27 protein-coding genes are annotated in these 25,781 nt (G+C 40.3%); 15 read left to right on the top strand and 12 right to left on the bottom strand.

Translation table 11 applies throughout. From position 1 onward, the window contains the following. Window positions 1-20: 20 nt before the first annotated feature. A complete protein-coding gene (pdsR, locus tag GARC_RS10345) occupies window positions 21-713 on the bottom strand; it encodes a proteobacterial dedicated sortase system response regulator (protein ID WP_007619607.1) in 693 nt (230 codons plus the stop codon). A 210-nt stretch (window positions 714-923) separates the two neighbouring features. On the opposite strand from pdsR, the gene GARC_RS27260 reads away from it, so the two are divergent. The 8 genes from GARC_RS27260 (at window position 924) to trmB (ending at window position 7,765) form a co-directional block, all read left to right on the top strand. Continuing rightward, entirely contained in the window at window positions 924-1,259 is a 336-nt protein-coding gene (locus GARC_RS27260; protein WP_226989107.1) for a hypothetical protein, read from the top strand. Continuing rightward, the gene (locus GARC_RS27255) at window positions 1,234-1,659 is read left to right on the top strand and encodes an OmpA family protein (protein ID WP_226989106.1); all 426 of its coding nucleotides are present in this window, start codon (window positions 1,234-1,236) and stop codon (window positions 1,657-1,659) included. Before GARC_RS27260 ends, GARC_RS27255 begins: the two co-directional genes overlap by 26 nt. A 47-nt stretch (window positions 1,660-1,706) precedes the next feature. After that, window positions 1,707-3,896: a VIT domain-containing protein gene (locus GARC_RS10335; RefSeq protein WP_007619600.1), complete on the top strand. Its 2,190-nt coding sequence runs from the start codon at window positions 1,707-1,709 to the stop codon at window positions 3,894-3,896. Continuing rightward, window positions 3,842-4,471 carry a class GN sortase gene (locus tag GARC_RS10330; RefSeq protein WP_226989103.1) on the top strand — a complete coding sequence of 210 codons (630 nt, stop codon included), beginning with the start codon at window positions 3,842-3,844 and terminating at the stop codon, window positions 4,469-4,471. The genes GARC_RS10335 and GARC_RS10330 overlap by 55 nt, the downstream gene beginning before the upstream one ends. Window positions 4,472-4,648: 177 nt before the next feature. Further along, window positions 4,649-5,038, top strand: a complete 390-nt coding sequence (locus GARC_RS10325) for a hypothetical protein (protein ID WP_007619597.1) — start codon at window positions 4,649-4,651, stop codon at window positions 5,036-5,038. 287 nt (window positions 5,039-5,325) lie between these two features. After that, a complete protein-coding gene (locus GARC_RS10320; protein ID WP_007619595.1) occupies window positions 5,326-6,288 on the top strand; it encodes an ABC transporter ATP-binding protein in 963 nt (320 codons plus the stop codon). After that, on the top strand, window positions 6,281-7,051 hold the full coding sequence (locus GARC_RS10315) for an ABC transporter permease (protein ID WP_007619593.1): 771 nt from the start codon (window positions 6,281-6,283) through the stop codon (window positions 7,049-7,051). Before GARC_RS10320 ends, GARC_RS10315 begins: the two co-directional genes overlap by 8 nt. A 57-nt stretch (window positions 7,052-7,108) precedes the next feature. Then, window positions 7,109-7,765: a tRNA (guanine(46)-N(7))-methyltransferase TrmB gene (gene trmB / locus GARC_RS10310; RefSeq protein WP_007619592.1), complete on the top strand. Its 657-nt coding sequence runs from the start codon at window positions 7,109-7,111 to the stop codon at window positions 7,763-7,765. Between the two features lie 19 nt (window positions 7,766-7,784). Here the strand turns inward: trmB and GARC_RS10305 are convergent, their stop codons facing one another. Continuing rightward, the gene (locus GARC_RS10305; RefSeq protein WP_007619589.1) at window positions 7,785-8,498 is read right to left on the bottom strand and encodes an EAL domain-containing protein; all 714 of its coding nucleotides are present in this window, start codon (window positions 8,496-8,498) and stop codon (window positions 7,785-7,787) included. A gap of 164 nt (window positions 8,499-8,662) precedes the next feature. Here GARC_RS10305 and panP point away from each other — a divergent pair, with 164 nt between their 5' ends. Continuing rightward, complete coding sequence (gene panP / locus GARC_RS10300; protein ID WP_007619587.1) at window positions 8,663-10,270, top strand: pyridoxal-dependent aspartate 1-decarboxylase PanP; 1,608 nt, start codon at window positions 8,663-8,665, stop codon at window positions 10,268-10,270. A gap of 41 nt (window positions 10,271-10,311) precedes the next feature. On the opposite strand, the gene panC is transcribed toward panP, so the two are convergent. From panC to sfsA, 7 genes are all read right to left on the bottom strand, one after another. Beyond that, the gene (panC, locus tag GARC_RS10295; protein ID WP_007619585.1) at window positions 10,312-11,160 is read right to left on the bottom strand and encodes a pantoate--beta-alanine ligase; all 849 of its coding nucleotides are present in this window, start codon (window positions 11,158-11,160) and stop codon (window positions 10,312-10,314) included. Between the two features lie 50 nt (window positions 11,161-11,210). Continuing rightward, window positions 11,211-12,005 (bottom strand): 3-methyl-2-oxobutanoate hydroxymethyltransferase, encoded by a 795-nt coding sequence (panB, locus tag GARC_RS10290; RefSeq protein ID WP_007619584.1) that lies wholly within the window; start codon window positions 12,003-12,005, stop codon window positions 11,211-11,213. A 110-nt stretch (window positions 12,006-12,115) separates the two neighbouring features. After that, window positions 12,116-12,601 carry a 2-amino-4-hydroxy-6-hydroxymethyldihydropteridine diphosphokinase gene (gene folK / locus GARC_RS10285; protein WP_007619583.1) on the bottom strand — a complete coding sequence of 162 codons (486 nt, stop codon included), beginning with the start codon at window positions 12,599-12,601 and terminating at the stop codon, window positions 12,116-12,118. After that, window positions 12,598-13,893, bottom strand: coding sequence for a polynucleotide adenylyltransferase PcnB (gene pcnB / locus GARC_RS10280; RefSeq protein ID WP_039989334.1), 1,296 nt, complete (start codon window positions 13,891-13,893; stop codon window positions 12,598-12,600). Before pcnB ends, folK begins: the two co-directional genes overlap by 4 nt. Window positions 13,894-14,049: 156 nt before the next feature. Continuing rightward, window positions 14,050-14,964: a tRNA glutamyl-Q(34) synthetase GluQRS gene (gene gluQRS, locus GARC_RS10275; protein WP_039989333.1), complete on the bottom strand. Its 915-nt coding sequence runs from the start codon at window positions 14,962-14,964 to the stop codon at window positions 14,050-14,052. 94 nt (window positions 14,965-15,058) lie between these two features. After that, window positions 15,059-15,508, bottom strand: coding sequence for an RNA polymerase-binding protein DksA (gene dksA / locus GARC_RS10270; RefSeq protein WP_007619580.1), 450 nt, complete (start codon window positions 15,506-15,508; stop codon window positions 15,059-15,061). Between the two features lie 165 nt (window positions 15,509-15,673). Then, entirely contained in the window at window positions 15,674-16,378 is a 705-nt protein-coding gene (gene sfsA, locus GARC_RS10265; RefSeq protein WP_007619578.1) for a DNA/RNA nuclease SfsA, read from the bottom strand. A 73-nt stretch (window positions 16,379-16,451) separates the two neighbouring features. Between sfsA and pepB the strand changes: the two genes are divergently transcribed. Beyond that, the gene (gene pepB, locus GARC_RS10260; RefSeq protein ID WP_007619576.1) at window positions 16,452-17,735 is read left to right on the top strand and encodes an aminopeptidase PepB; all 1,284 of its coding nucleotides are present in this window, start codon (window positions 16,452-16,454) and stop codon (window positions 17,733-17,735) included. Between the two features lie 61 nt (window positions 17,736-17,796). On the opposite strand, the gene GARC_RS10255 is transcribed toward pepB, so the two are convergent. Then, window positions 17,797-17,979, bottom strand: a complete 183-nt coding sequence (locus GARC_RS10255) for a hypothetical protein (RefSeq protein ID WP_007619574.1) — start codon at window positions 17,977-17,979, stop codon at window positions 17,797-17,799. Between the two features lie 227 nt (window positions 17,980-18,206). Between GARC_RS10255 and GARC_RS10250 the strand changes: the two genes are divergently transcribed. Both GARC_RS10250 and GARC_RS10245 read left to right on the top strand, forming a co-directional pair. Continuing rightward, entirely contained in the window at window positions 18,207-18,797 is a 591-nt protein-coding gene (locus tag GARC_RS10250; protein WP_007619572.1) for a YhgN family NAAT transporter, read from the top strand. A gap of 106 nt (window positions 18,798-18,903) precedes the next feature. Continuing rightward, the gene (locus GARC_RS10245) at window positions 18,904-19,497 is read left to right on the top strand and encodes a YjaG family protein (protein ID WP_039989297.1); all 594 of its coding nucleotides are present in this window, start codon (window positions 18,904-18,906) and stop codon (window positions 19,495-19,497) included. 9 nt (window positions 19,498-19,506) lie between these two features. Here the strand turns inward: GARC_RS10245 and rsmD are convergent, their stop codons facing one another. After that, the gene (gene rsmD / locus GARC_RS10240) at window positions 19,507-20,121 is read right to left on the bottom strand and encodes a 16S rRNA (guanine(966)-N(2))-methyltransferase RsmD (protein WP_007619560.1); all 615 of its coding nucleotides are present in this window, start codon (window positions 20,119-20,121) and stop codon (window positions 19,507-19,509) included. Window positions 20,122-20,192: 71 nt separating this feature from the next. On the opposite strand from rsmD, the gene ftsY reads away from it, so the two are divergent. Genes ftsY through ftsX form a run of 3 tightly spaced genes read left to right on the top strand, consistent with a single transcriptional unit; the run spans window position 20,193 to window position 23,344 of the window. Continuing rightward, a complete protein-coding gene (gene ftsY / locus GARC_RS10235) occupies window positions 20,193-21,611 on the top strand; it encodes a signal recognition particle-docking protein FtsY (RefSeq protein WP_007619558.1) in 1,419 nt (472 codons plus the stop codon). Between the two features lie 8 nt (window positions 21,612-21,619). Then, entirely contained in the window at window positions 21,620-22,315 is a 696-nt protein-coding gene (gene ftsE / locus GARC_RS10230) for a cell division ATP-binding protein FtsE (RefSeq protein ID WP_007619555.1), read from the top strand. 48 nt (window positions 22,316-22,363) lie between these two features. Then, window positions 22,364-23,344, top strand: coding sequence for a permease-like cell division protein FtsX (gene ftsX, locus GARC_RS10225; RefSeq protein ID WP_007619554.1), 981 nt, complete (start codon window positions 22,364-22,366; stop codon window positions 23,342-23,344). Window positions 23,345-23,437: 93 nt separating this feature from the next. Here ftsX and parC read toward each other — a convergent pair whose 3' ends face one another. After that, window positions 23,438-25,759 (bottom strand): DNA topoisomerase IV subunit A, encoded by a 2,322-nt coding sequence (parC, locus tag GARC_RS10220; protein WP_007619552.1) that lies wholly within the window; start codon window positions 25,757-25,759, stop codon window positions 23,438-23,440. Between the last annotated feature and the right edge of the window lie 22 nt (window positions 25,760-25,781).

The raw sequence follows: 25,781 nt of genomic DNA, 5'->3' as shown, positions 1-25,781 counted from the left end.
GTTTGGCAATGCAATCATGGTTAAATACTTTTCCATCTATATCCCATACCGTAAACCGTTTCCACGCAGTCAAAATTTTGGTCTACTTGCATAAATTTTTTACGAATACGTTTAATATGAGAAGTGATGGTAGTGTCATCCACAACCATTTTTGATTCATCCATCAACTGTTGACGACTTTTAACGTGCCCGGAAAATTTGGCAACAGCGTGTAACATCCAAAACTCAGTGACCGTAAGTTCGATTCCCTGCCCTTTCCAACTGACTGTCATGCGTTTGCTGTCCATCAACAAATCGCCGGTTTTAATCAGATCAGTTTGTGTTTGTGGCCTATCTAATAACTCTGTACGTCTAAACAATGCCGCTATTCTGGCTAATAAATGTGGCAAACTGATGTCCTTGGTTAGATAATCATCAGCGCCCATACGCAACCCACAAATAGTGTCGTAATCATTATCTCGTGCGGTAAAAAATATGATGGGTAAGGTTTTAGATAAACTTCTTAATTGCTGACAAACCGCAAAGCCCCCATCAATCTCATCTTCAAGGCCAATATCAATGATTGCCAAATCTGGCAGTCGCTCAGAAAAAGCTTGCTCTGCACTACTTCGATTAGCATAAGGTTGTACCTCGTAACCTTGCTTACTAAGCGCTGCAATATAATTTTCTCTAAGAGCTTGGTCATCTTCAACCAAGGCGATACGTTTTGACATAGTCGGCGCCTGTTTACTTTATGGCTGCATAATTTATAGCTGAACTATATCGTAAAACTTCTTTAGGTTTAGTTGATAAATAGCGCAAAGATGCAATTTCCATTTTTTCGCCACAATTGACCTCAAGATTGCCATTTTTCCTCCCTGAATCAGCCACACAATCTTTGTTTACTAGAGAGGAATCAAACAACCACTCTTTTGGAGAAAACCATGAAACTAACTAAAAATACTATCACCACAGCTATCGCATTCACTTGTTTATTATCTGGCAGCGCAATTGCTGAACAACGCAGCAAACAAGAAAAAACCAATGAAGTCGTTGGACTCAGTTCTGGACTAATAATTGGTACGGCCATAGCCGGGCCATTAGGCGGAATAATCGCTGGCGTATTTGGTGTGATGATAGCTGACGATGTAAACACTGATAAAAGACTGGAAACCGCTCAGCATTCACTTGAAAAAAAAGGACCAAGAACTCTTTGTGATGCAGCAAAACTTCCAACAAGCAAAAGAACGCTCCATGGCGCAAATTGCTTCCATGGATAATGCTTTAGAACAAACTACGTTTAAACAAAACGTTCCAGAAATTGAAAGTAACATTCAGTTTAAAACGGCTTCATACGTTTTGGAGAAACACTATGAGTCACAACTTGATTTGATAGCCCAAACTCTGCAACAAAATCCTAAGTTAAGTATTACATTATCGGGTTTCGCTGATAAACGTGGAGATACTACTTTTAACCAAGCGTTATCCGAGCAACGTGCATTAACAGTAAAGAACTACCTTATAAATAAAGGAATTAAAGAAAAGCAAGTAATCACTAACTCTTTTGGTGAGTCTGAACTTGTTAGCGCGGGTGAATATTTTGAAGATGATTTTTTTGATCGCCGGGTCATGTTAAAGGTTTCTGATGGACAAACAGAAATGACTGCGGCCAATCAATAAATTCACGTCTACTTTGCATCAACTTCCCATTAACAAGGAAATATATCATGTCATCACTACCTAAACTTGCAGTTGTTAGTTTGGTGGTTATTGCGATAGGGGCACTGCAGTTTGCAGTGCCCGCTTTTACCAATAAACAAACCGTCACTCCCATTTCAAATGCCATAGGATCTCCATCCAAACAGCAAAGTAGTCCTCTAATTAACCAACCTATAAGTGATTATCAAAATGCTCAAAGTGGCTCTTTGTATTTTGTAAGTGAACAATCTGAGCAAGGCGACCCCAACCAACAACATGTATTAAGCCCAGTGCTCAAAACCAAAGTTGATATCAAGGTAACCGGCATTATCGCCCGCACTAGACTAACCCAAACCTTTAAAAATGCCGGTCAAGATTGGGTAAACGCTTTATATGTATTCCCCTTGCCTGAAAATGCCGCAGTTGATCATTTATTGATGACTGTAGGTGAGCGCAAAATAGAAGGGCAAATTAAGGAAAAAAGTGAAGCAAAAAAGATTTATCTTCAGGCTAAAGAACAGGGTAAAAAAGCCAGCTTAGTGGCACAACAGCGCCCCAATATGTTTTCTAATGCCATTGCTAATATCGGCCCTGGCGAAACAATTGAAGTGACGATTGAATATCAGCAAAAGCTACACTTTGACCAGCAACAATATAGCCTGCGGTTTCCCATGACTATTACGCCTAGATACATGCCCAGCAACACAACTGTAGAACCACTCATACAAGCTGAATTTTCTCCAAGTCAGACCAATAGCAATATTGAATTGCAGGTCAACTTGCATGCTGGTTTTGAGGTACAAGATATTAAAAGTGAATTCCATGCAGTCAAGGTTAAGCAACTATCAGATGGAAGCCAGCATATTCAGTTATCAAAAGGCGACGTTGCTAATCAAGATTTTGTTCTAAACTGGCGGCCAGAATTAGGCGCAGCGCCCCAATCGGCCCACTTTACGCAACAGGTTAACGGTGATGAATATGGCTTAGTTATGTTATTACCTCCCATCGACACTGAGCAGGCAACACCTACACAACCGCGCGAGGTGATTTTTGTGCTCGATACATCGGGCTCTATGGAAGGTGATTCGATTAAACAGGCTCAAAAAGCCCTACTTTTAGCGATCGAACAACTTACAACAACAGATCAGTTTAATATTATTGAATTTAATAGCTACGCACAAAACTTATGGAAATCCCCCAAAACAGCCGACGCGATTAATAAAGAAGATGCCAAACACTTTGTTAATAGTTTATCCGCCAATGGTGGAACAGAAATGGAAACTGCCTTTAAACTAGCGTTTTCCCAGCCTAAAAGTGATACGTCGACAACTTTGCGCCAAATAGTATTTATTACCGATGGTAGTGTTGGCAACGAAGAATCATTAATGCAGTTGATCAGCAACAAACTTGAAAACTCACGCTTGTTTACTGTGGGAATTGGTAGTGCACCCAACAGTTACTTTATGAGTGAAGCCGCCAAGATGGGAAGAGGTACTTTCACTTATATTGGCTCAGTTGATCAGGTACAAGAAAAAATGCTTAAACTACTGACTAAATTACAGCACCCAGCCATAACGGATATTGAGTTACAGCTAAATGCCAGCACTTTACAATCCAATCGGCAGTTGGAATTTTACCCCAATGTAATAAGCGACCTATATCAAGGCGAACCTTTAGTGCTGAGCTATAGGTTAACTGACGCTAGCATCGACTCCGGCAGCGCTAACAGTTATTTGTCAAAGCTAAACCTATCTGCTCGGTATCAAGGAAAAGCTTGGGAAAATCCTCTAGAACTGAATGCTCAAACCAGACAGTCAGGACTCAATGTTTTGTGGGCCAGAGAAAAGATCAGCCAACTAACTAGGGATAAACGTCGAGCAAGCATGGCAGTAAATAGCTCTGCAGCCATGCAAGACGAATACAAGTCTCAAATAACAGCAACGGCTCTCTCTCATCATTTGGTCAGTCAATACACCAGCTTAGTTGCCGTAGATGTCACGCCAACCCGCCCTATTGAAATTCAATCAAAAAACCAAAAGGTGGCGAACTCACTACCTAAAGGCACCTCAAATCAGCTAGTTCAATTACCTGATCGTCTCCCTCAAACTGCCACTTCAGCACAACTAAAAATAATTATAGGCTTAATTTTAATAGGATTAGCAATATGTATGCACTTACTTACGAAAACAAAAGTAGTATTTCGAAATTACTATCACTAGTTGCCAAGCATAAATGGATAACCTTGAGTTTGTTGCTAGGTATTTATCAATTTTCAGGTGGGCTTTATATATTTGCTAAAGCAGAGTTAGCGCAATACTTAATAGCCCATGCTTGGCACAAAAACCTTCAATCAGAGCAACAACACAAACCTTGGCCATGGGCAGATACCCACCCAATTGCTGAACTGATCATTAAGGACAAAAGCTGGTATGTGTTGGCTGGTGCAAGTGGCAGAAATTTGGCCTTTGCACCTAGCCACGTTAGCTCAACACCTGACCCAGGAGAAATCGGTAACAGCGTGATAGTGGGCCATCGCGACACACAATTTAACAGTCTAAAAAAACTACAAAAGGGAGACGTTATCGAAGTGAAAACCAAACAAAAACGTCAACAATTCAAAGTGACAATGTTGCGAATTGCGGTGTATTCACAACTAGAATATCTACAAAGTAATATAAACAACGACACATTTGATGATGATCAGTCCAGTTTAACACTGATCACCTGTTATCCCTTCGATAGTGTGTTGCCCAACCCAACTCATCGGTATATTATTCGAGCGATCGCGATATAATGCGATCTGTCGTCAATAAAAGACAAAAATAACAACTTTTCCTGACTAATATAGCGTAACCTGTGTAAATACCTTAAATATCAACGTTTTGAAAACATGGAATGGAATTTGCGTACGGCATTTTCTAAGAACGCATTAAGCGAAAACTATTAATTAAAAACACTACAAGGAATAATAATGACTTTATCTAAAACGACTCTAGCAATAGCATTTGCCGCATTAAGCATGGGGCTAATGGCCTGCACCGATAATCAAAAAGATTCAGCTACGGAAGCAGAAACAGAAGCCAAGGAAATGGCAACTAAAGCAAAAGAAAAATCAGTTGAATTGTATGAAAAAACTAAAGAGGGCGCATCTGACCTAGCCGATAGCGCAGCTGATATGGCCGGTGATGTAAAAGACAGCACTGTCGAGGCTTATGATGAAGCCAAAGATAAGGCCAGCGAGGCTTACGATACCACTGCCGAAAAAGCCACTGAATTAAAAGCTGATGCCGCAAAAAAACTTAAAGAAGCATGTATTGCGACTAAGAAAAAAATGGGTGAAGATCCTAAAGACTGCGAATAATAGCGTCTTCAATTAGCGACAAAAGGGCGCTCTGCCCTTTTGTCTTTTTTACTTAGTATCTAAAAAATAAATTAATTCCAATCAGCTCTGATATAAATCAAAACAATTTACTCATAAACTTGAATTAACATTAGTCGACACAATATTATGCCCTCCTAGTGATTTATTTCACTTCTCAAAAAACATACTTTTAGCAACTTTAGTCGTTAGAAGTCGGTATAGATATGCGTTACCTAAAATGCCTAGGTATATCGCAGATTCGATTCACACCTAAACTGGCTATCAATATGAACGCATTAAATATCAAAGGATTAACTAAAACCTATAAAGGCGGCACCCAAGCCCTAAAAGGGATTGATTTAGTGGTAAAGCAAGGAGATTTTTTTGCTTTGCTTGGGCCTAATGGAGCCGGAAAATCAACCACTATTGGTATCGTCAGCTCCCTTGTGAATAAAACCCATGGGGAAGTTGATATATTTGAGTACTCGTTAGAGACACAGCCCATCGAAGCAAAATCTTGTATTGGCTTGGTGCCACAAGAATTTAATTTTAATCAATTTGAACCCTTAATACAGATCATGCTAAATCAAGCAGGGTATTATGGTGTACCTAAAAATGTAGCTAAACCCAGAGCCGAAAAATACCTTAGGCAACTCGACTTATGGGACAAACGCAACACACCCGCCAGGCAACTTTCTGGTGGTATGAAAAGACGATTAATGATTGCCAGAGCACTAATGCATGAACCTAGACTGCTGATCCTGGACGAGCCTACCGCTGGTGTAGACATCGAAATACGGCGCTCTATGTGGTCTTTTTTACAAGAGATTAATCAACAAGGTGTTACGATCATTCTTACCACCCACTATCTCGAAGAAGCCGAAATGTTATGTCGCAATATCGCCATTATTGATAAAGGCATTATTGTCAGAAATACCAGTATGAAAGCGTTACTTGCCACATTAAATATCGAAACTTTTGTGCTGGATTTATCTGAAAATTTAAGTTCTTTAACCTTAGATGGCTTTGAAAGCCGCTTAATTGACGAACATACTTTAGAAGTGGACGTGCCCAAGGAGGCCGGTCTTAACTCGGTTTTTGAACAGTTAACTCAAAAACAGATACAAGTATTAAGCATGCGTAACAAGTCAAATCGGCTGGAAGAACTATTCGTTAGAATGGTCGAATCAGGAAAAGCTACGGCAGATGTTAATTCAACCATAAAAGTTGAAGGAGAGACCCATGAATAGCCTCAATATGGTGGCCCTTACGACAATGTGGCGCAAAGAGTGTTTACGTTTCTTAAGAATATGGATCCAGACCTTACTTCCACCAGCCATTACTATGTCACTGTATTTTGTGATTTTTGGTAGCTTAATTGGCAGCCGAATAGGCAATATGGGTGGCTTTAGTTATATGGAGTTTATTGTGCCTGGCTTAATTATGATGGCGGTGATCACCAATGCCTATGCCAATGTATCGGCCTCTTTTTACAGCGCTAAATATCAACGAAACATCGAAGAATTATTAGTTGCACCGGTTTCCAATTGGATCATTATCGCTGGCTATGTAGGTGGTGGTGTAGCTAGAGGAATGCTGGTCGGCATTATTGTTACCATTGTCTCGCTATTTTTTGTGGATATACATATTCACAGTTTTCTGATTATATTTATTACTTTATTGTTAACAACAGTTTTATTTTCTACCGCTGGGCTGATAAATGGCATCTTCGCCAACTCATTTGATGATGTGAGCATTGTACCCACCTTTATTTTGACTCCTCTGACCTACTTAGGTGGCGTTTTTTACTCATTAAGTTTATTACCTGAATTTTGGCAGTGGGTCAGTAAAATTAATCCTATCGTATATATGGTAAGTGGCTTTAGGTACGGTTTTTTAGGTGTCTCAGATATTAGCTTTTATTTATCTTTGGGCATATTAGTAGGGTTTAACATAGTGTTACTTGGTTGGGCATACTCTTTGATCAATAGAGGTGTGGGCATTCGTAGTTAGGGTGGTATGGGTATATACAATTCTGCAATAACTAAACATTAAGAGTAATAGGAACCTATGCAACAGCAAGCTCGCTCAATCACTACTAATCAAATTGGTATTCATCAGAATTTACATAAGGTTGTTGCCCGACAACTTGCGAATGTCAGTCAAAAACCCCTATCACCGCATACTCAACAGGCCTTTCAAGAAGCAATGAGTTGGCTTGGAGATTGGCAGGGAGATCTTATTTTAGACTCTTGTTGTGGTGTAGGTGAAAGCACTGTGAATATTGCGCGGCAGCATCCAAATGCTCGCGTAATAGGAATTGATAAATCTGCTTTACGCACCGAAAAACACCCAGCTTATGCAAGTACTTTAGAAAACTATGTTGTGTTACGAGCAGACCTTAATGATTTTTTGAAATTACTGGTTCTTAATGATAAAAAACTTACTAAACACTATTTATTATACCCCAACCCCTACCCTAAATCGGCCCACTTACAACGCCGTTGGTACGCGACATCAGCGTTAAAAGACATTCTAAGTCTAGGTGGTGTGCTTGAAGTAAGAAGTAATTGGCAGCTGTATATACAAGAATTTTCTGCGGCTTTGGATATCGCCAAGGTCAATAATCAGATTGGTGTATTTGCAAGCGAACGAGCGATCACCCCCTTCGAACGCAAGTACTGGCAAAGCGGACAAAATAGCTGGCAACTGTTAGCTAACTTATAATTAAATAAGCTGGAGGAAATTAGACTACTTTTGCCTTAGGTTGACTAAAATAAAACCCTTGAGCGTATTTGATACCCAGTTTCTTAACCACTTCTAAGGTTTCTTGACTCTCAACACGTTCAGCTATGACTTTGATATTATTGCTAGCGGCTGCATTAATGAGCCCTTTCACAAAACCAGCCGTTGTCTCATCACTTGTTACCTTATCAAATAATGTGGCGGATACCTTTATCGCAGATATTGGCAAACTTAGTATTGCCTGAAAATCACATGCTTGTTGATCAAAATTATCTATCACAATGTTGATACCCAAAGCTCCACAAATCTTCGAAAACTCACTGAATTTAGCACTTTTTATTAACGCATTTTGAGCGGTAATTTCAATTGAAATTCGCTTAGGGTTTGGATAACCCGTCAGTTGAGATTGAAGAAAATTAAGGGTCTCTAAGTCAGTCATATCCGACAAACTCAGATTAATATTCCACGCCATGTTGATATCTCTAAAATAACTGGCGCTACGACTCAATACGGTTTGAGTCAATAAGGCGACTGATTGTTGCCTTTCAACCAAAAACAAAAACTCGGTAGGTAAATAACTATTTTGATCAAAAGTAAGAAGCCGAGCTAAACATTCATAACTCCAGACGACCTCATTTTTTAAATCCATAATCGGCTGAAAAAAGGGCACAACATTATCTAAGTTAAAACTATCTGTTACTTCAGTAACTTGCATAAAAAGGCATACCTTTTAAATCCTGTGTTTTGACAATATAACAACAATTTAACAATTACCAGATTAATACCCATAAGTGGTTTATTTGCTTCTTAGATTGTTGGTCTCCAGCAGGAATTAAGGTAAAGTGCGCGACTTGAGAATTTTCAGATAGGGTTACAATAGTGGGTGAAGCTGAGGTTAGTTTAGAGTATTTGTACAAGGTATTTACCATGCCTGAAGGCAAAGATTCTAAACTTGCACAGATTGAACAACATCTGTCCAATAATCTGGCCGATTTCCTGTCACAACATGTGGTGACTAAGGTGAATTCTCTTACGCAAATAGAAAAAAGTTTTGCTGAGTATTCTGTACCTGAATCTCCAGAATTTGTATCAAAACATGCGGAAGACCTACTGGATAAGTTAGTCGCTAACTCTGTTAATACCTACTCCCCTAGTTTTATTGGTCACATGACCTCTGCACTCCCATATTTCCACCTACCTTTAGCAAAACTAATGGTGGGGTTAAACCAAAATTTGGTGAAAATCGAAACATCTAAAGCCTTCACACCACTTGAGCGCCAAGTGCTGGGCATGATGCACGAGTTGGTTTTTAAGCAACCAAGTGATTTCTATCAGAACTATTTACACAGTGCGAACTATGCTTTAGGTGCATTTTGCTCAGGTGGGACCATCGCCAACATCACTGCGTTATGGGTTGCGAGAAATAAAGCATTACCCGCCACTACCCAGTTTAAAGGAGTGGCCCAGGAAGGTATGGCTGCAGGAATGATGCATTATGGCTACAAAAAAATGGGAATAATTTCATCTAAACGCGGCCATTATTCCTTATCTAAAGCAGTTGATTTGTTAGGTTTAGGCCGCCAACAAATGATTACAATAGACTGCCCAACGCAACGCCTGTCAGCAGAAAAAGCCCTAGCTATGGGCAAACAATACCAACAAGATGGAAACAAGGTATTGTCTATAGTAGGCGTAGCAGGAACAACTGAAACAGGGCATATTGACCCACTTGATGAACTCGCTGATGTAGCCAAAGAGTTAGGTTGTCACTTTCATGTGGATGCGGCTTGGGGCGGAGCAACCTTATTTTCAAACGAATATAGCCGTTTACTTAAAGGTATTGAAAAAGCGGACTCTGTGACCATAGACGCCCATAAACAAATGTATGTGCCGATGGGCGCTGGCATGGTGCTGTTTAAAGATCCCAATGACAGTAATGCTGTACGCCATCATGCCCAATACATATTACGGGCAGGGTCGAAAGACTTAGGAGCGACAACATTAGAAGGTTCGCGAAACGGTATGGCGATGATGGTTTATTCCTCTTTGCATATATTTGGTCGCCAAGGATATGAATTACTGATTAATCAGAGCATTGAAAAAGCGAAAATATTTGCTCGGATGATCCAGTCACACCCAGATTTTGAACTTATCACATCTCCCATTCTGTCAATATTGACCTACAGATTGAATCCTGAAAATGTGCAAATCAAAATAAAAACACAGTCAGATATGGGTCATGAGTTAAATATGGAGCTGGATAAACTGACAGTATCCGTTCAGAAACAGCAACGAGAAGCTGGCAAGTCTTTTGTCTCTCGTACCCGGTTACAAACTGAAAAGTACCCAGATCAAGCCATAACAGTATTCAGAGTCGTTTTAGCTAATCCGCTAACCACAGAGAGCGACTTACAAAATATATTAGATGAACAAATCGCCATAGCCAGCAATATTGATATTTGGAAAAAGCTTTGTTTAGCAAGCTAGGTTAGCTTGCTAATATTTCCATATTTTTGTTTGGATTAGATTTATAAGCTAATCTGCATATTATCAATCAAACGGGTTTTTCCTAAAAATGCTGCCGCTAATAGCACTAAATGTTGATCTTCATGACCCGGCTGCAACAAGTTTTCTACGTTGCGGATTTCTAAATAGTCAGGGTTAAAACCAAGTTTAGCCAATTGCATTTTATATTCTTGAGTGAGTCTAGAAAAATCTCTACGTCCCCCATGAATCTCGTCTACTAACTCCTGCATTTTTATATACATAGTGGGCGCTAACTTACGCTCTATGCCGCTTAAATAATGATTTCTAGAACTCATAGCTAAGCCATCATCTTCTCGGGTAGTGGTCACTCCAAAGACTTTGAGGTTCATAGATAAATCAGTCACCATGGCCTTGATCACTTGCAATTGCTGAAAGTCTTTTTCACCAAAGAAAGCTAAATTGGGTTGCACCATATTAAATAATTTACACACTATGGTTGCCACACCACGGAAATGACCAGGGCGACTGGCACCACAAATCATATAAGATAACCCTGGTACTTCTACAAAAGTCTGTTGCTCTAAGCCTCTTGCATAAATGTCGTTCGTGGTGGGCATAAAGAGTGCATCGACCCCTAAGTCTTCTAATAAATAACGATCATTTTCCAAAGTTCTTGGATAAGCTTCTAAGTCTTCATCAGGGCCAAATTGCAAAGGATTGACGAAGATAGATACCACCACAATATCAGCTTGCTTTTTGGCTTCACGTACAAGGTTTAAATGCCCTTGATGTAAATTCCCCATGGTAGGAACAAAAGCAATTACCTTGGCGCTGTTTTGCCAATTCCGTCTGATTTCACGAAGTTCTGAAATGTCTTTGATAAGTTGCATAGTGGTTATTTACTTTGATAATGAATGGATAGTACACCCCAAAGGGTGCACTAATTAAAACTGTGCTCGTCTGAGGGGAAACTCCCATCCTGCACTTCTTGAATGTACTGGCTCACAGCTTCGCGCATATTATTGCTTTGCTGCAAATAGTTTTTGGAAAATTTAGGCATATAGTTGGCACTCACCCCAAACATATCGTGCATCACTAATATTTGTCCATCAGTTTGCGCGCCAGCACCAATACCAATAACTGGAATTCTAAGATTTTGAGATATCTTGGCAGCTAATTCCGTTGGGATACATTCCAGAACTAATAACTGTATTCCGGCTTGTTCTAATTGTTTGGCTTGTTCTAAAATATTTTCAGCTTGTAAGTCATCGCGGCCCTGCACTTTAAAACCACCGAATACGTGTACTGACTGTGGTGTTAGGCCTAAATGTCCACACACGGGTACACTGCGTTCGTTCAACCCTTTAATAGTTTCAAGTAACCAACTACCGCCCTCTAACTTAACCATACTTGCCCCTGCGCGCATTAACTGCGCAGCACTTAAGTAGGTTTGTTCAGGTGTTGAATAAGACATAAAAGGCATATCTGCCACCACAAAGGCTCGCTCAACACCCTTTTTGACAGAACGAGTATGGTAGGCAACATCTTCAAGGGTAACGCTTAATGTATCGTCATCACCTTTAAGCACCATACCAAGGGAGTCTCCAATCAACAAAACGTCAATGCCTTGTTCATCAAACATTTTTGCAAAACTTGCATCATACGCAGTTAAAGCAGTGATTTTAGTATTCTCTTGCTTCAATTTTAGCAAGCTTGAAGTCGTTACTTTTTTCATTAGATATACTCCAATTTTTGATGTCATCAAACAATACTATTTACTTGCTTGGTACAGCACGTAAGGTAGACGCACTATACTAGATTTTTTATTAATTTCTAGATTAGTACCTAGACAGTCATCTTCTGTAAACCATTTATTGGACATATCAGAATAAGATCGGATAATTTTTCACCACAAGGTAAAATTAATTCCTGGGCGATTTCAAACAGCGGGTAAAGTACAAACTCTCTTTGTTTCATACCAGAGTGGGGAACTGTTAGACGTTCGTTATCAATCAACTGTTGACCGAACAGCAATATATCAAGATCTAAGGTTCTGGGTCCCCATCGGTTTTCCTTGCGTATACGCCCTTGCTGGCACTCTATTAATTGAGTTTGTTGCAACAAAGATTCTGGAGAGAGTGCAGTTTCTATCAGTGCAACTGCATTTACATAATCTGGTTGATCTTGTGGTCCCATAGGTCGGCTTTGGTACAAACTTGAACATTTGATAAACACAGTATCAGGTAGCGAAGCCAAACTTTTACAGGCTGCTTGTATTTGTTTTTCAGGCAGTTCTAAATTACTGCCTAAGCCAATATAAACTTGGATCATACTTTGGGTTTAGGTTTCTTGCGGTTACGCCTCGGACGCCTAGCAGGTGCCCCTTGCTGTTCACGTAGAACTTCTAGCATAGTCTTACGTTGCGCTTCGTCTGCCTCTTGGAAAACAGTCCACCAATCAGCTAACTCTAGTAAATCGCCCCCTTCAATTTGGCCACGCAACAACAAGAAGTCATATGCGGCTCTAAATTTTGGATGCTCAAGCAATTGATAGGCTCTGCGACCATAACGCTTAGGTAAACGATTTTGTAACTGCCATATTTCCCGAATAGCGGTGCTAAAACGTTTCGGGATCATAATGCGTTGAATTTGGCGATGCATGACATCGTTTAGCGCAAGATTAAAGGCATCAAAGTGATTTAATCCACCTTCAACCATTAATTGCTGACAACGTTCTTCTAATGGATACCACATAAACGCCGCAAAAATAAACGCAGGCGTGACTCTTTGCCCAGTATTTATGCGGTTATCCGTATTAGTAAGTACTTGCTCTACAAATTGATTTTCGCGACTGCCAGGCTGTAACAATAATGGGGCTAGTTGTGGGAACAGCGCTTCAAACAAATGAAATTCTGCTAACAACTTATAAGTCGCCAATCCCTGCCCTGATAATAATAGCTTGAGTATTTCTTCAAATAATCTGGCAGCTGGAATATTTGCCATCAGCGGCGCCAATCGTTTAATCGGTTCGGCACTTTCTTCGCTGATATGCATATCAAGTTTGGCAGCGAACCTCACGGCTCTGAGCATTCTAACCGGGTCTTCACGATAACGGGTTTCAGGATCGCCTATAAGCCTAATGCTTTTATCTTTAATCGCTTGCATACCGCCAGCAAAATCGCTAATCGAATAATCAGCGATATTGTAATACATGGCGTTAATGGTGAAATCCCGTCGTTGTGCGTCTTCTTCAATACTACCAAATACATTGTCACGCAGTAACTGACCGTGATCGCTATGTTTACTGACTTTAGATTCACCTTCATCATTATTTTCGTGATGACCACGAAAAGTCGCGACTTCGATTATTTCTCGTCCAAACACAATATGCGCCAACCTAAATCTGCGCCCAATCAATCGGCAATTGCGAAATAGGCCTTTGATTTGTTCTGGAGTAGCATTAGTTGTCACATCAAAATCTTTAGGCTCTTTGCCTAATAATACATCGCGTACACAGCCACCAACTAAATATGCTTGATAACCACTGTTGTGCAGACGATAAAGAACTTTAAGTGCATTTTCACTCATTGAGTTGCGAGAAACAGTATGCTCCGCACGGGGAATGACAGTCGCAACAAGTGCAGCGGGGTTGTCTAAGGTTTTAGTGCGCAAAACGCTCCTGACTTTGTCAATTACGCGAGAAATAATATGCTGTGCTCCTTGTTTGGGCCTGTATTACTTTTATAGACCGCTGTTTTGAGCGGAAAAATTCGGCGCTTATCATATACTGTCTGCTTGCCCAATTCTATTGTCAATACACTCTGTTTTAGCGGGTATCTTATTCAAATCCCACTGATCGATAGCCCAATTCAATATATTTTGCACGGATTCCCGACTAAGTTCTTTTGTTAGCGGTAATCCTAGAAAGCCAAGGGCATTTATCAAGTTAGCACAGACATCATCTGTGTTTACTTTTCGGGCATGATTTTGTTTGCTAAGTTTTTTACCGGATTCAGTCACCACAACAGGGAGATGTAAAAACTTCGGGGCTGGGCAATCAAACGCTTGATACAGGGCAAACTGTAATAATGTGGCGTCTAATAAATCGGCTCCTCGTGCCACTTCAGTTATCCCCTGCTGTATATCGTCAACCACCACAGCCAACTGATAAGCAAACAAACCATCCTTACGCTTAATCGCAAATTGTGTAGGTATATCGTGCTTTGGAAAGTCAACTTGGCCTAATAACTCATCATAAAACTTTTGCTTGAAATTATGAAGTCTGAACCTTATCGCGCTGTTTTCACTGCTTAGATTTTGATTAATGCAGCCACATAGCTGGCCAAACTTAAGACTAGTTAACTGGGCTCGGCTACACCGGCAATGATAGGTTAATCCTTGATCAGTTAAGTATTGAATTTTTTCATTGTATAAGTCGCTTCTGTTGCTCTGATAAACAACTTCACCGTCCCAGAATAAATGGTGAGCTTCTAGACAACGCATAATCGCATCGCTTGCACCAATCACTTCCCGTGGTGGGTCAATATCTTCTATTCTGAGTAACCATTGTCCACCTTGACTTTTTGCTTGTAAAAAACCGCCTAACGCAGTCACTAATGAACCAAAATGAAGGTGACCGGATGGGGAGGGGGCAAAACGGCCAATGTAGCCATTGTTAGGTGTAATAATCTTCATATGAGGATATTTGAGTGCATTGGTCATAAAACCAAAGATATCATCCTAAGTAGCTGATTAAAGAATTAATCGCTACTTAGGATAGTAGGCAAAATTAGCCCTGAAGTTGTTTTTCTTTAATTTCTGCCATGGTTTTGCAATCAATACACATGTCTGCAGTAGGCCTTGCTTCCAAACGACGCACACCTATTTCAATACCACATGCATCACAAAAACCAAAATCATCCTCATCAATACGTTTGAGGGTTTTTTCGATTTTTTTGATTAATTTACGTTCTCTATCACGAGTACGTAGCTCAAGACTAAACTCTTCTTCTTGAGCCGCACGATCGACCGGATCAGGGAAGTTAGCTGCCTCATCTTGCATATGGTGTACAGTACGGTCGACTTCTTGACGAAGTTGATCGCGCCAGGCTTTTAATAATAAACGAAAATGCGTCATTTGCTTTTCGTTCATGTACTCTTCGCCTTTTTTCTCCTCGTAAGGAGTCAAACCGGCTAGGGCTAATAACCCAAGTGTTTTATTCGTTTTTGCTGTTGGCATATGCCAATTCTCCTAAACTACGGCATGAGCTGTTTGCGCAAGCGGCTATGTATATCAAAAAGCCGTAACACAGGCAATGTCTTGCTCGTAACATCTTCCGTTACAGTGAAAACAATTTTCTAGCAAGGCAATATGGAGGCCTTACAGAAAAAATCAACTTCTATTTTACGAAAAAAATTGCAAAGGCTGATTTATATAGATTTTTTCTGAACTAATCTCACAACCGTAGCATAAAATCTGCACTCCGTTTAGCATAGCTTGTTTAAGTTCCATAGCGTAATCGGGATCAATATGTTTTGCCACTTGCACCGATTGAATACCTGAATGTTGCACACAAAAAAACAAGACAGCACGTTTACCCTGACTTGCAATGATACTTAACTCTCGTAAATGCTTTTGCCCACGTAGGGTTTTTGCATCAGGAAAATAACCCGCTTTATCGTCTAATAAAGTAACCGATTTAACTTCAATATAGCAGTCAGCTTTTTTATGATCCGTAAGTAGAAAATCAATTCGGCTATTTTCTTCACCAAACTTTACTTCAGCCTTTAAGGTTTGATAGCCGACTAACTCGGCTATCCTATTTTCTTGTATGGCTTCTTTAACTAGCACATTGGCTTTGTGGGTATTTATCCCAATCCAATGATGTTGATCAGTTAACACCACTTCCCAAGTGTATAACAATTTACGTTTGGGATTATTACTCGGTGATAACCATACCTTCCAGCCAGGCTCTGCGCAGCCTGTCATTGCTCCTGTATTGGGACAATGTGCTATGACTATGGAGCCATCTGCTAACTCTACATCGGCTAAAAAACGCTTATAACGTTTAATCAATGTGCCTTGAATTAAAGTGGAAGAGAACTGCATGATTACTACTTAAATGATGTTGGGTTAAACACGTCATGCTATTCTAACCATCTTTGTTTAGAAGGAGTAGTTCATGTCTCGTTTATCTGTTTTTATTTCCAATCAAGCTCCAGCCGATTATTATTCAGCTGGCACAGTTTTATCTATTAATGGTCAAACTGCACAAATTCACCTTGCTGATCCTCAGAATGATTTAGACCAGATTAAAAAAGCGGCTCGTAGTCTTGATAACTCAGGAGTAATGCAAGTTGAGTTGTCGGGAAGCTGGCAAATTGAACAACAATGGGCTTTTGCACAAAGCTTTACCACCACGACCAAACAAAACCATATTAAGTGGTGTGACGATAACAATGCAAATGAGTTATCCCACCGCTATCAAGCTATGATCTTTACCCGCAATATCATCAATGCTACGCCAGAAGATTTATCACCAGAAATACTTGCCAACACCTGCCAAGATTGGCTTACCTCAATCGATGCAAAACACATAACCAGCAAAAAATGGGTGGGCGAAGCGCTCAAAGAACAAGGCTGGATGGGTATTTATCATGTGGGTCGCGGCAGCACCCGCCCCCCGGTATTAATTGAGATTGATTACAACCCAACAGGAGATAACAACGCGCCTATTTCTGCCTGCTTAGTGGGTAAAGGCATTACTTTTGATAGCGGTGGTTATAGCATCAAAAGTAGTGAAGGCATGCTCAGTATGAAGTGTGACATGGGTGGAGCAGCAACAGTTACTGGCGCCCTTGGCTTAGCTATTTTACGAGGCTTAAAAAAACGAGTTAAGTTATTTTTATGTTGCGCCGAAAACCTAATTAGTGGCCATGCTTATAAGTTAGGTGATGTGATCACCTACAAAAATGGCACAACTGTAGAGGTCGTCAATACAGACGCTGAGGGCAGATTAGTATTAGCTGATGGCTTAATGGCAGCCACCGAAACAGGTGCTGAGCTGATTATTGATGCGGCTACACTTACAGGCGCAGCAATGGTGGCTTTAGGCGAAGAATACAATGCTTTTTTCGCATTAGACAAGGCACTGCAGCAAAGAGTATTGGACTATTCAGCGCAAGAGTTTGAACCTTCGTGGGGTTTGCCTTTGGAAAAATGGCATCAAAATAAATGCCCCTCTGCCTTTGCTGATACTGCAAACAGTAAAGCACAAAAAGGTGGCGGTGGTGGCGGTGCATCTAACGCGGCAGGTTTCTTATCAAGGTTTGTCAACGAAGCAGGCAAAGGCTGGTTGCATATTGATTTAGCTGCTGCATATAACGCAAGTGGCACAGTACATATGCCTATAGGCGCCACAGCTCAAGGAATTAGAACCATAGCTCGAGCGTTATTAGAGGAGTAGAGTAAAATAATATCGAAAGGGCGGTAATTGTCACAGCCGCCTTTTTGTTATTTAGGACAGGTTATAAACCGCCTAAACGTTCCGCAAGTATTTTATATTTTTCTACTGATTCTTTTTCAAAAAGTGGGCTTCCATCTGCATCTTTATCTGCAGCAGGTAACAAACTCTCTCTTTCCAGTCTCTCGACTCTTACATTCTGAACACCAAGAAACTCGGCGACTTGTTCTACAGTCATCAGACTCATTGGACAATCCTCTTATTTTCTATTTTTATTTAGATGACTTAACAGTAAAGTGCAAAGCTTGAGTTTTGCTAGTACAAATTTCATCTATTTATATGAGTACAAATTGATTTAATATCTTTGCACTCAGATATTAAATCATCAAGTTATTGAAATTAAAACTATTTTTAGGCCATAACAAGGAAATGTTATAAACTAAAAGAAAAGCGACATATTTTTAGAGAAAACCTATGGACACTTGGTCAGCTGCTATCACCCTATTTTTAATTATGGATCCTTTGGGTAATTTGCCAGTATTTATGTCTGTTCTAAAGACTATTGAACCTAAACGAAGAAGGCTAGTTTTGGCGAGAGAACTATTATTCTCGCTAATTATCATGTTCACTTTTTTATTTAGTGGCCAAGCTGTTTTGGACTTTTTAAACGTTCGCCAAGAAAGTGTCAGCATAGCGGGCGGGATTATTCTATTTCTGATTGGTCTTAAAATGATATTCCCGCAACCAGGAGGTATAACCGGATTAACCTCTGGTGAGGAACCCTTTATTGTGCCTTTAGCTATACCTATGGTAGCGGGTCCGTCTGTACTTGCAGCACTCATATTATTAGCAAACCAAGATCATAGCCGTATGTTAGATTGGTCTATGGCACTAGGAGCTGCGTGGTTAGCCTCAGCAAGCATTCTAATGCTCTCTAGCACCTTGCACAGACTATTAGGTGAAAGAGGGCTAATCGCCATAGAAAGACTGATGGGCATGATCCTGATAATGATTTCTATCCAAATGTTATTGGACGGAATAGGAAAATATTACTCACTAGGGTAACTTAGTAGCAGGGACAATTTACCTTAAAGTCTTAAGACACATAGTAAGTTTTGCTATTTTGGCAAATGGCTATTGCGCTCGTAGCTCGTAGCTCGTAAAAATTTTAATGAGAGAACTTTTGAATAAAAAACTAAATATATTCCAACAAGTTAGAGAACTCGAAGGTTGGTATGCAGTGGCCTTTTCAGCCACACTTTTGGAACGCATGTTACCCAACTATGTACTTTTTTGTGAAGCCACAGAATTTGCTGATCCCGCGCAATACCGCAATAGTTTAAACGCTATTTGGGAATGGTTAGCGGTGCCAAAAGCCAAAATAAATTTTGTGGCTCAATTAGAGAAAGTTGAAGACGCGGTGCCTGATGCCAGTGACTTTGATAATTATGGTGTGTACCCAGCAATCGACATGGCTATGTCACTGTCTGCCACCATTTTACTGATCCAAGGCGAAGACCCTCAAGGAGCCGTTGTTGTTAGCAAACTCTCTCAAGGTGGTGTCGAAGCCTTTATCGAAGCAAGCTCTGAAGAAGCCATCACTGATTTGGAAATTAAACAACATCCGTTAATGCAATGGGAGATCGAAACCCAGCAAGAACTATTGGTATTTTTATCAAAGTGTCCAAAAAATGCAGAAAGCTGTAAACAATTAAAACAATTAGCTACCGCCGAAGGGATGAGCAACATTGGCATAGAGATTTAGATAAGCTCATTAGCTTGTTCTTTGATAAACTCTAGCCAAAATCTGCGCACTGCGTTTTTCTTTAATTAATTGCCAATTTTCAGGTACAGAATAACCAGCACCCTGCCCCTCACATTCGATATAAATGACGCCATCGATTGCTAATAGGGATTTTTCAACAATACGTACAATCGTTTGTGTAAGTAGATTTTGATTAAAAGGCGGGTCTAAAAAGATTAGCTCATAGGACTGCTCCAAGATATTTAGCTTATCTAAGCTATTACCTTGAATGATTTTCGCCTGTTCAACCGATAAGTCCAATAATTGAATATTATCTGCCACATTTTTTGCCGCGTATTTATCTAGCTCGATAAAAGTGCAACTTTTTGCATAACGAGATAAAGCTTCAAATCCTAGTCCACCACTACCGGCAAACGCGTCTAAACACCTTGCATCTATTGTGTATGGCATCAACCAACTAAATAACATTTCCCTGTTTTTATCAGTAGTAGGACGTAAGCCTTGTTTATCGAGAACCGGCAATTTACGCCCGCGAAAACGACCACTTATAATCCGCACAGTGCCACTAGGTTTTGAGCTTCGTACTACGCGGCTCTTTGATGAACGTTTTTCGTCTCGCTTCATTTGGTATAGAAATGCTATTATTGTGAACTGAATTAAATAGTTTACCCAATTAACTAGGATTTCTCACCGGTATGTCAAAGTTTTTCAAATGGCTCAAAAAAGATAAGCAACAAGAAGAGTCTCCTGTCGTTAACGAAGTCCCAGTGCAAGCGGCGGATGAACCAGTAAGTTCAGAAGCAGAATCAATAAAGAATGATAGTTCTGTCACTAAAGATTTAATTATAAAACCTAGTGAAGAGAATCAACCAGAACAAGCTGTAATCGCGAGCGAACCTGAGCCTAAAGTCTCTATTAACAAGGAGTTAGGTGCAAACACCTCAGTAATAGAAAACAATCATTCTTATACTAAAACTGTTGAAGAAGACGAGTCGAGAAAGATTCCAGAAAGGGTCGAGCCGGAACTAAAGACCAAAGAATTTATTACTGACTCCCTAATCGAAAATCCCCCAACAGAAAAAAACACCTCTTTGGAAGAGAATAAACCAAGTATAGAAATACTAGATGCTCCTAATGAAGATCCTACTATTGAACAACAAGAAGCTGAGACGATTGGTTTTTTTAGTAAGTTAAAACGCGGACTATCTCGAACCAAAGAAAGTATTGGTAGCGGAATTGTTAGTTTGTTTCGTGGAAAAGCTATTGATGATGAATTATTTGAAGAACTAGAAACACAATTGTTAGTGGCTGATGTGGGTATGGACACCACAGTTAAAATCATCAAACAGTTAACTGAGAGTTCAGATCGTAAACAATTGAAAGACGGTGATGCTTTATATCAGTTATTAAAAGAACAAATGGCCGATATATTGAAGAAAGTGGAGTCGCCCTTAACACTTAAAACCGAGTCTGGCCCATTTGTCATTTTAATGGTCGGAGTAAATGGAGTGGGTAAAACCACAACAATCGGAAAAATGGCCAAACAATTCCAGCAGCAAGGTAAAAAGGTTATGTTGGCAGCAGGTGATACCTTCAGGGCAGCAGCTGTTGAACAACTACAAGTATGGGGCGACCGTAATAATATTCCTGTGGTTGCACAACAAACCGGATCGGACAGCGCCTCGGTTATTTTTGATGCATTTCAGTCAGCTAAAGCAAAAAATATTGATGTTTTGATTGCAGATACAGCTGGACGCTTGCAAAACAAAGATCACTTGATGGAAGAACTAAAAAAGGTAGTGCGAGTGATGAAAAAAATCGCCCCCGATGCTCCACACGAAATCATGCTGACCCTAGATGCGGGTACTGGACAAAATGCCGTCAGCCAAACCAAATTATTTAATGAAGCAGTTGGCTTAACCGGATTAAGCTTAACTAAATTGGACGGAACTGCAAAAGGCGGAGTAATTTTCGCCATTGCCGACCAATTTAATATTCCTATCCGTTATGTCGGCATAGGCGAAGGTATTGATGATTTGAGACCATTTAATAGCCAAGATTTTGTAAATGCGCTATTTATAGAGTCTGACAGCCAACAAGAAAAAACGAACTAAGCCACTATATGATTAAGTTTGAACAAGTCAGTAAAACCTATCCCGGCGGACAACAAGCTTTAAGGAAGGTCGATTTTCACATCGAACCAGGTGAAATGGCATTTTTAACTGGGCACTCTGGCGCCGGGAAAAGCACCTTGCTCAAACTGATATCCATAATGGAAAGACCCACTGTGGGTAAAGTGTTAATCAATGGTCACGATCTAAGCTGCATTCAACGTAAACAAATAGCCTATATACGCCGCGATATTGGAATGATTTTTCAAAGTCACCAGTTACTAATGGATAAAAGTGTATTTGACAATGTGGCCTTGCCTTTAATTATCGAAGGTTATTCCCACAAAGAAACAGCAAAACGAGTTCATGCCGCCTTAGAAATGGTAGGTCTAAGTGATAAAGTCAAAAATCTACCTGTTATGTTGTCAGGTGGCGAACAACAAAGAGTCGGAATTGCCCGAGCCGTAGTGAACAAACCACCACTATTATTAGCAGATGAACCAACAGGTAATTTAGATCCAAAATTATCAATGGAAATTATTCGCTTATTTGAGGATTTTAACCAAGCCGGTGTATCCGTATTTATCGCTACCCACGACCTTGGACTGATTGCCCGTATGAAATATAGGACACTCACACTCAAACAAGGTCAGATGATAACCGATGGGTTAACCGATGAATTTCAAAGTGACGATCTCTATGTGTAACCTATTATGTAGCTCATTGTTAGCTAACTCACTAATGAGCTTAAGCAAATGAGCATATTATTTAAAGGTCGAGTGCAAGGCGCGCAAATTTCTCAAATTTCAACTTATCAACGTTTTTTGATGTTTTTTGTCAGTCATTTCAGGCAAGCACTAGGCAGTTTGGGAGAGTTGTGGCGCTCAAAGGCAGCATCACTTATGACAATAGGTGTTTTAGGATTAAGTATTACCCTTCCTAGCACACTCTATGTAATGGTCAAAAACGCCGAGAATGTTAGTTCTGGTTGGGAACAAGCGTCACAAATATCCTTATTTTTGAAAGAGAATGCTAGTCAGGGAGATATCGATCAACTTCTAAAACGTATTCAGCTTTGGCCAGAAATCGATGCAATCGACTATATTTCTGCAGATCAGGCACTTGACGAATTTAAGCAGTTGTCTGGCTTTGGTGATGCCATTGCCTACTTAGATAAAAACCCTTTACCCAATGTGATACTAGTCACCCCCACCAGTCGTCATTCCAGCCCTGAAGCCGCCCGCTTACTGTTAGACAAGTTAAGAGATGAAAGGGAAGTTGATATTGGTAAATTAGATGTTGAGTGGCTTGAGCGTCTACATGCCTTGCTAGATGTAGTCAAAGATTTGGTCACAGTTATTGCTCTTTTATTATTTCTAGCTGTTGTACTCATTATCGGCAATACGATAAGACTAAATATTCTTAGCAAAAAAGACGAAATTTTAGTGATGAAATTAGTGGGTGCCACAGATGCCTTTATCCAACGACCTTTTATGTATACGGGTTTTTGGTATGGTTTTTTAGGTGGTTTATTAGCATGGATAGCAGTTATTTTACTTTTATGGTGGATGAGCAGCAGTATCAATGTTGTAAGTGAATTATATCAAAAGAGTTTTAATTTAACCGGTGCTGACTTCTCTACCTTCTTGTGGATGTTGGGCCTGTCGGTATTTCTAGGTCTAACGGGCTCGTTACTATCAGTCAGACGACATGTGCGAGAAATTGAGCCCAAATAACCAGTCTTCATATAGAGAAATATATATTCTTTTAATTGAATCATAATAAAAAGCGAATGAGAGAATCCCATTCGCTTTGAAATCATTATGTTATTAAAGGAGTAAGTCTGGATCATTGCCATCTATAGGATCAGTTTCTTCTGTTTCGGTAGCGACTAGCCCAACTTTTTCAACTTCAACACCATCTACTCGTTGTAAGCCACGAGGTAATTTATTGCCTCGTCTTCCGCGCTCTCCTTGATAGTGAACAAGGTCAGCAGCGGTAAGTGTCATACCTCGCTTGCCCGCGAGGATCTTAACGTTAGCTCCTTGCGGCACTACGGCCAACACACTGACATACTCTTCTCTGGACTGTACTTTTGCTGACGGAATACTAAGCAGTTTATTACCTTTTCCTTTACCTAAACTCGGTAAATCACGCAGCGGAAACATTAACATTCTGCCTTCGTTCGAAATAGCTAGGCACCAATCGGTTTTAAGATTAAACACTGGCTGTGGGCCAATGATTTTAGCTGCAGTAGATAGCGACAAATAGGCTTTGCCTGCTTTGTTTTTGCTAACCATATCGCTAAACTTACCGACAAACCCATAGCCGGCATCAGAAGCCATTAGATATTGTTGTTCATCATTGCCCATAACCAAATGTTCAACATTTTCTCCGCTGACTATATTAAATCGGCCGGTCAATGGCTCTCCTTGGCTACGAGCTGAAGGTAACCCATGAGCATCACAGGAAAACGCCCTACCTGAGGAATCGAGAAATACCACTTGTTGATTACTACGCCCTTTGGCACTAGCCTGATAGCCGTCACCGGCTTTGTAACTTAAACCTTCTACATCCACATCGTGGCCTTTAGCGCATCGAGCCCAGCCTTTTTCAGACAACACCACAGTAACGGCTTCTGAAGGAATTAACTCTTTTTCAGATAAGGCTTTAGATTCACCCCGCGCAACAATAGGTGAGCGCCTATCATCGCCATATATCTCTGCAGCTTCTAATATTTCTTTTTTGATCAGCGTTTTTAATCGTTTATCAGAACCTAATAATAACTGCAGCGCATCTCGCTCTTTGGCTAGCTCTTCTTGCTCTGCTTGGATTTTGACTTCTTCCAATTTAGCAAGGTGACGGAGTTTTAAATCGAGTATCGCTTCAGCTTGAATATCCGATAAACTAAACTGAGTCATTAATTGCTGTTTAGGTTTTTCTTCGTAACGGATAATGCGAATGACTTCGTCAATATTTAAAAAGGCGATCATTAAAGCTTCAAGAATATGTAATCTGGCAAGAACTTTATCTAATCTAAACTGTAACCTCCGTACCACAGTGTCTTTTCTGAAGGTCAACCACTCGGTTAGTATCATTCGCAAGTCTTTCACTTGAGGTCGGCCATCTAAGCCAATCATGTTGATATTAACTCTGTAACTTTTTTCTAAATCTGTAGTGGCAAACAAATGTTGCATCAGTTGTTCTACATCAACACGATTTGAGCGCGGTGTAATCAACAAACGAGTTGGGTTTTCGTGATCTGACTCGTCACGTAAATCACTGACCATAGGTAACTTTTTAGCCTGCATTTGAGCGGCTATTTGTTCGAGAATTTTGCCACCCGATGCTTGATGAGGCAACGCAGTGATAATTATGTCACCTTGCTCTTCTGTGTACACTGCACGCATTCTGATTGAACCGCGGCCAGTTTCGTAAATCTTAGTAATATCGGCTTTTGCGGTAATGATTTCAGCGTCTGTAGGGTAATCTGGCCCTTGTACAAATTCTAATAATTCGTGTAATTCAGCTTTACTATTATCTAATAAATGTGCGCAAGCATTGGCGACTTCACGTACATTATGCGGTGGAATGTCAGTCGCCATTCCCACTGCAATACCGGTAATCCCATTTAATAAAATATGCGGTAAACGAGCCGGCAATACCTTTGGCTCATCTAAAGTACCATCAAAATTGGGCTGCCAATCAACAGTGCCCTGACCTAGCTCAGTTAATAACACTTCACTAAATTTAGATAATCGAGATTCGGTATAACGCATTGCGGCGAAGGATTTAGGATCATCTGGCGCTCCCCAATTACCTTGCCCGTCTACTAAAGGATAACGATAAGAAAACGGCTGCGCCATCAACACCATAGCTTCATAACAGGCCGAATCACCATGGGGGTGAAATTTACCCAATACGTCACCAACAGTACGCGCCGATTTTTTGTACTTAGCTGCGTTATTCAGACCAAGCTCAGACATGGCATACACTATACGTCTTTGCACCGGCTTCAAACCATCACCAATATGCGGCAATGCTCTGTCCATAATGACGTACATGGAATAATTTAAGTACGATTCTTCAGTGAATCGACGCATTGTTAACTGCTCGATGCCATCTTTATTGATAATGGTTTCTTGACTCATGTTGGACTTTTTACCACTTATT

Source organism: Paraglaciecola arctica BSs20135 (assembly GCF_000314995.1).
Lineage (GTDB): Bacteria > Pseudomonadota > Gammaproteobacteria > Enterobacterales > Alteromonadaceae > Paraglaciecola > Paraglaciecola arctica.
This window is presented reverse-complemented; position numbering and strand designations above follow the sequence as displayed.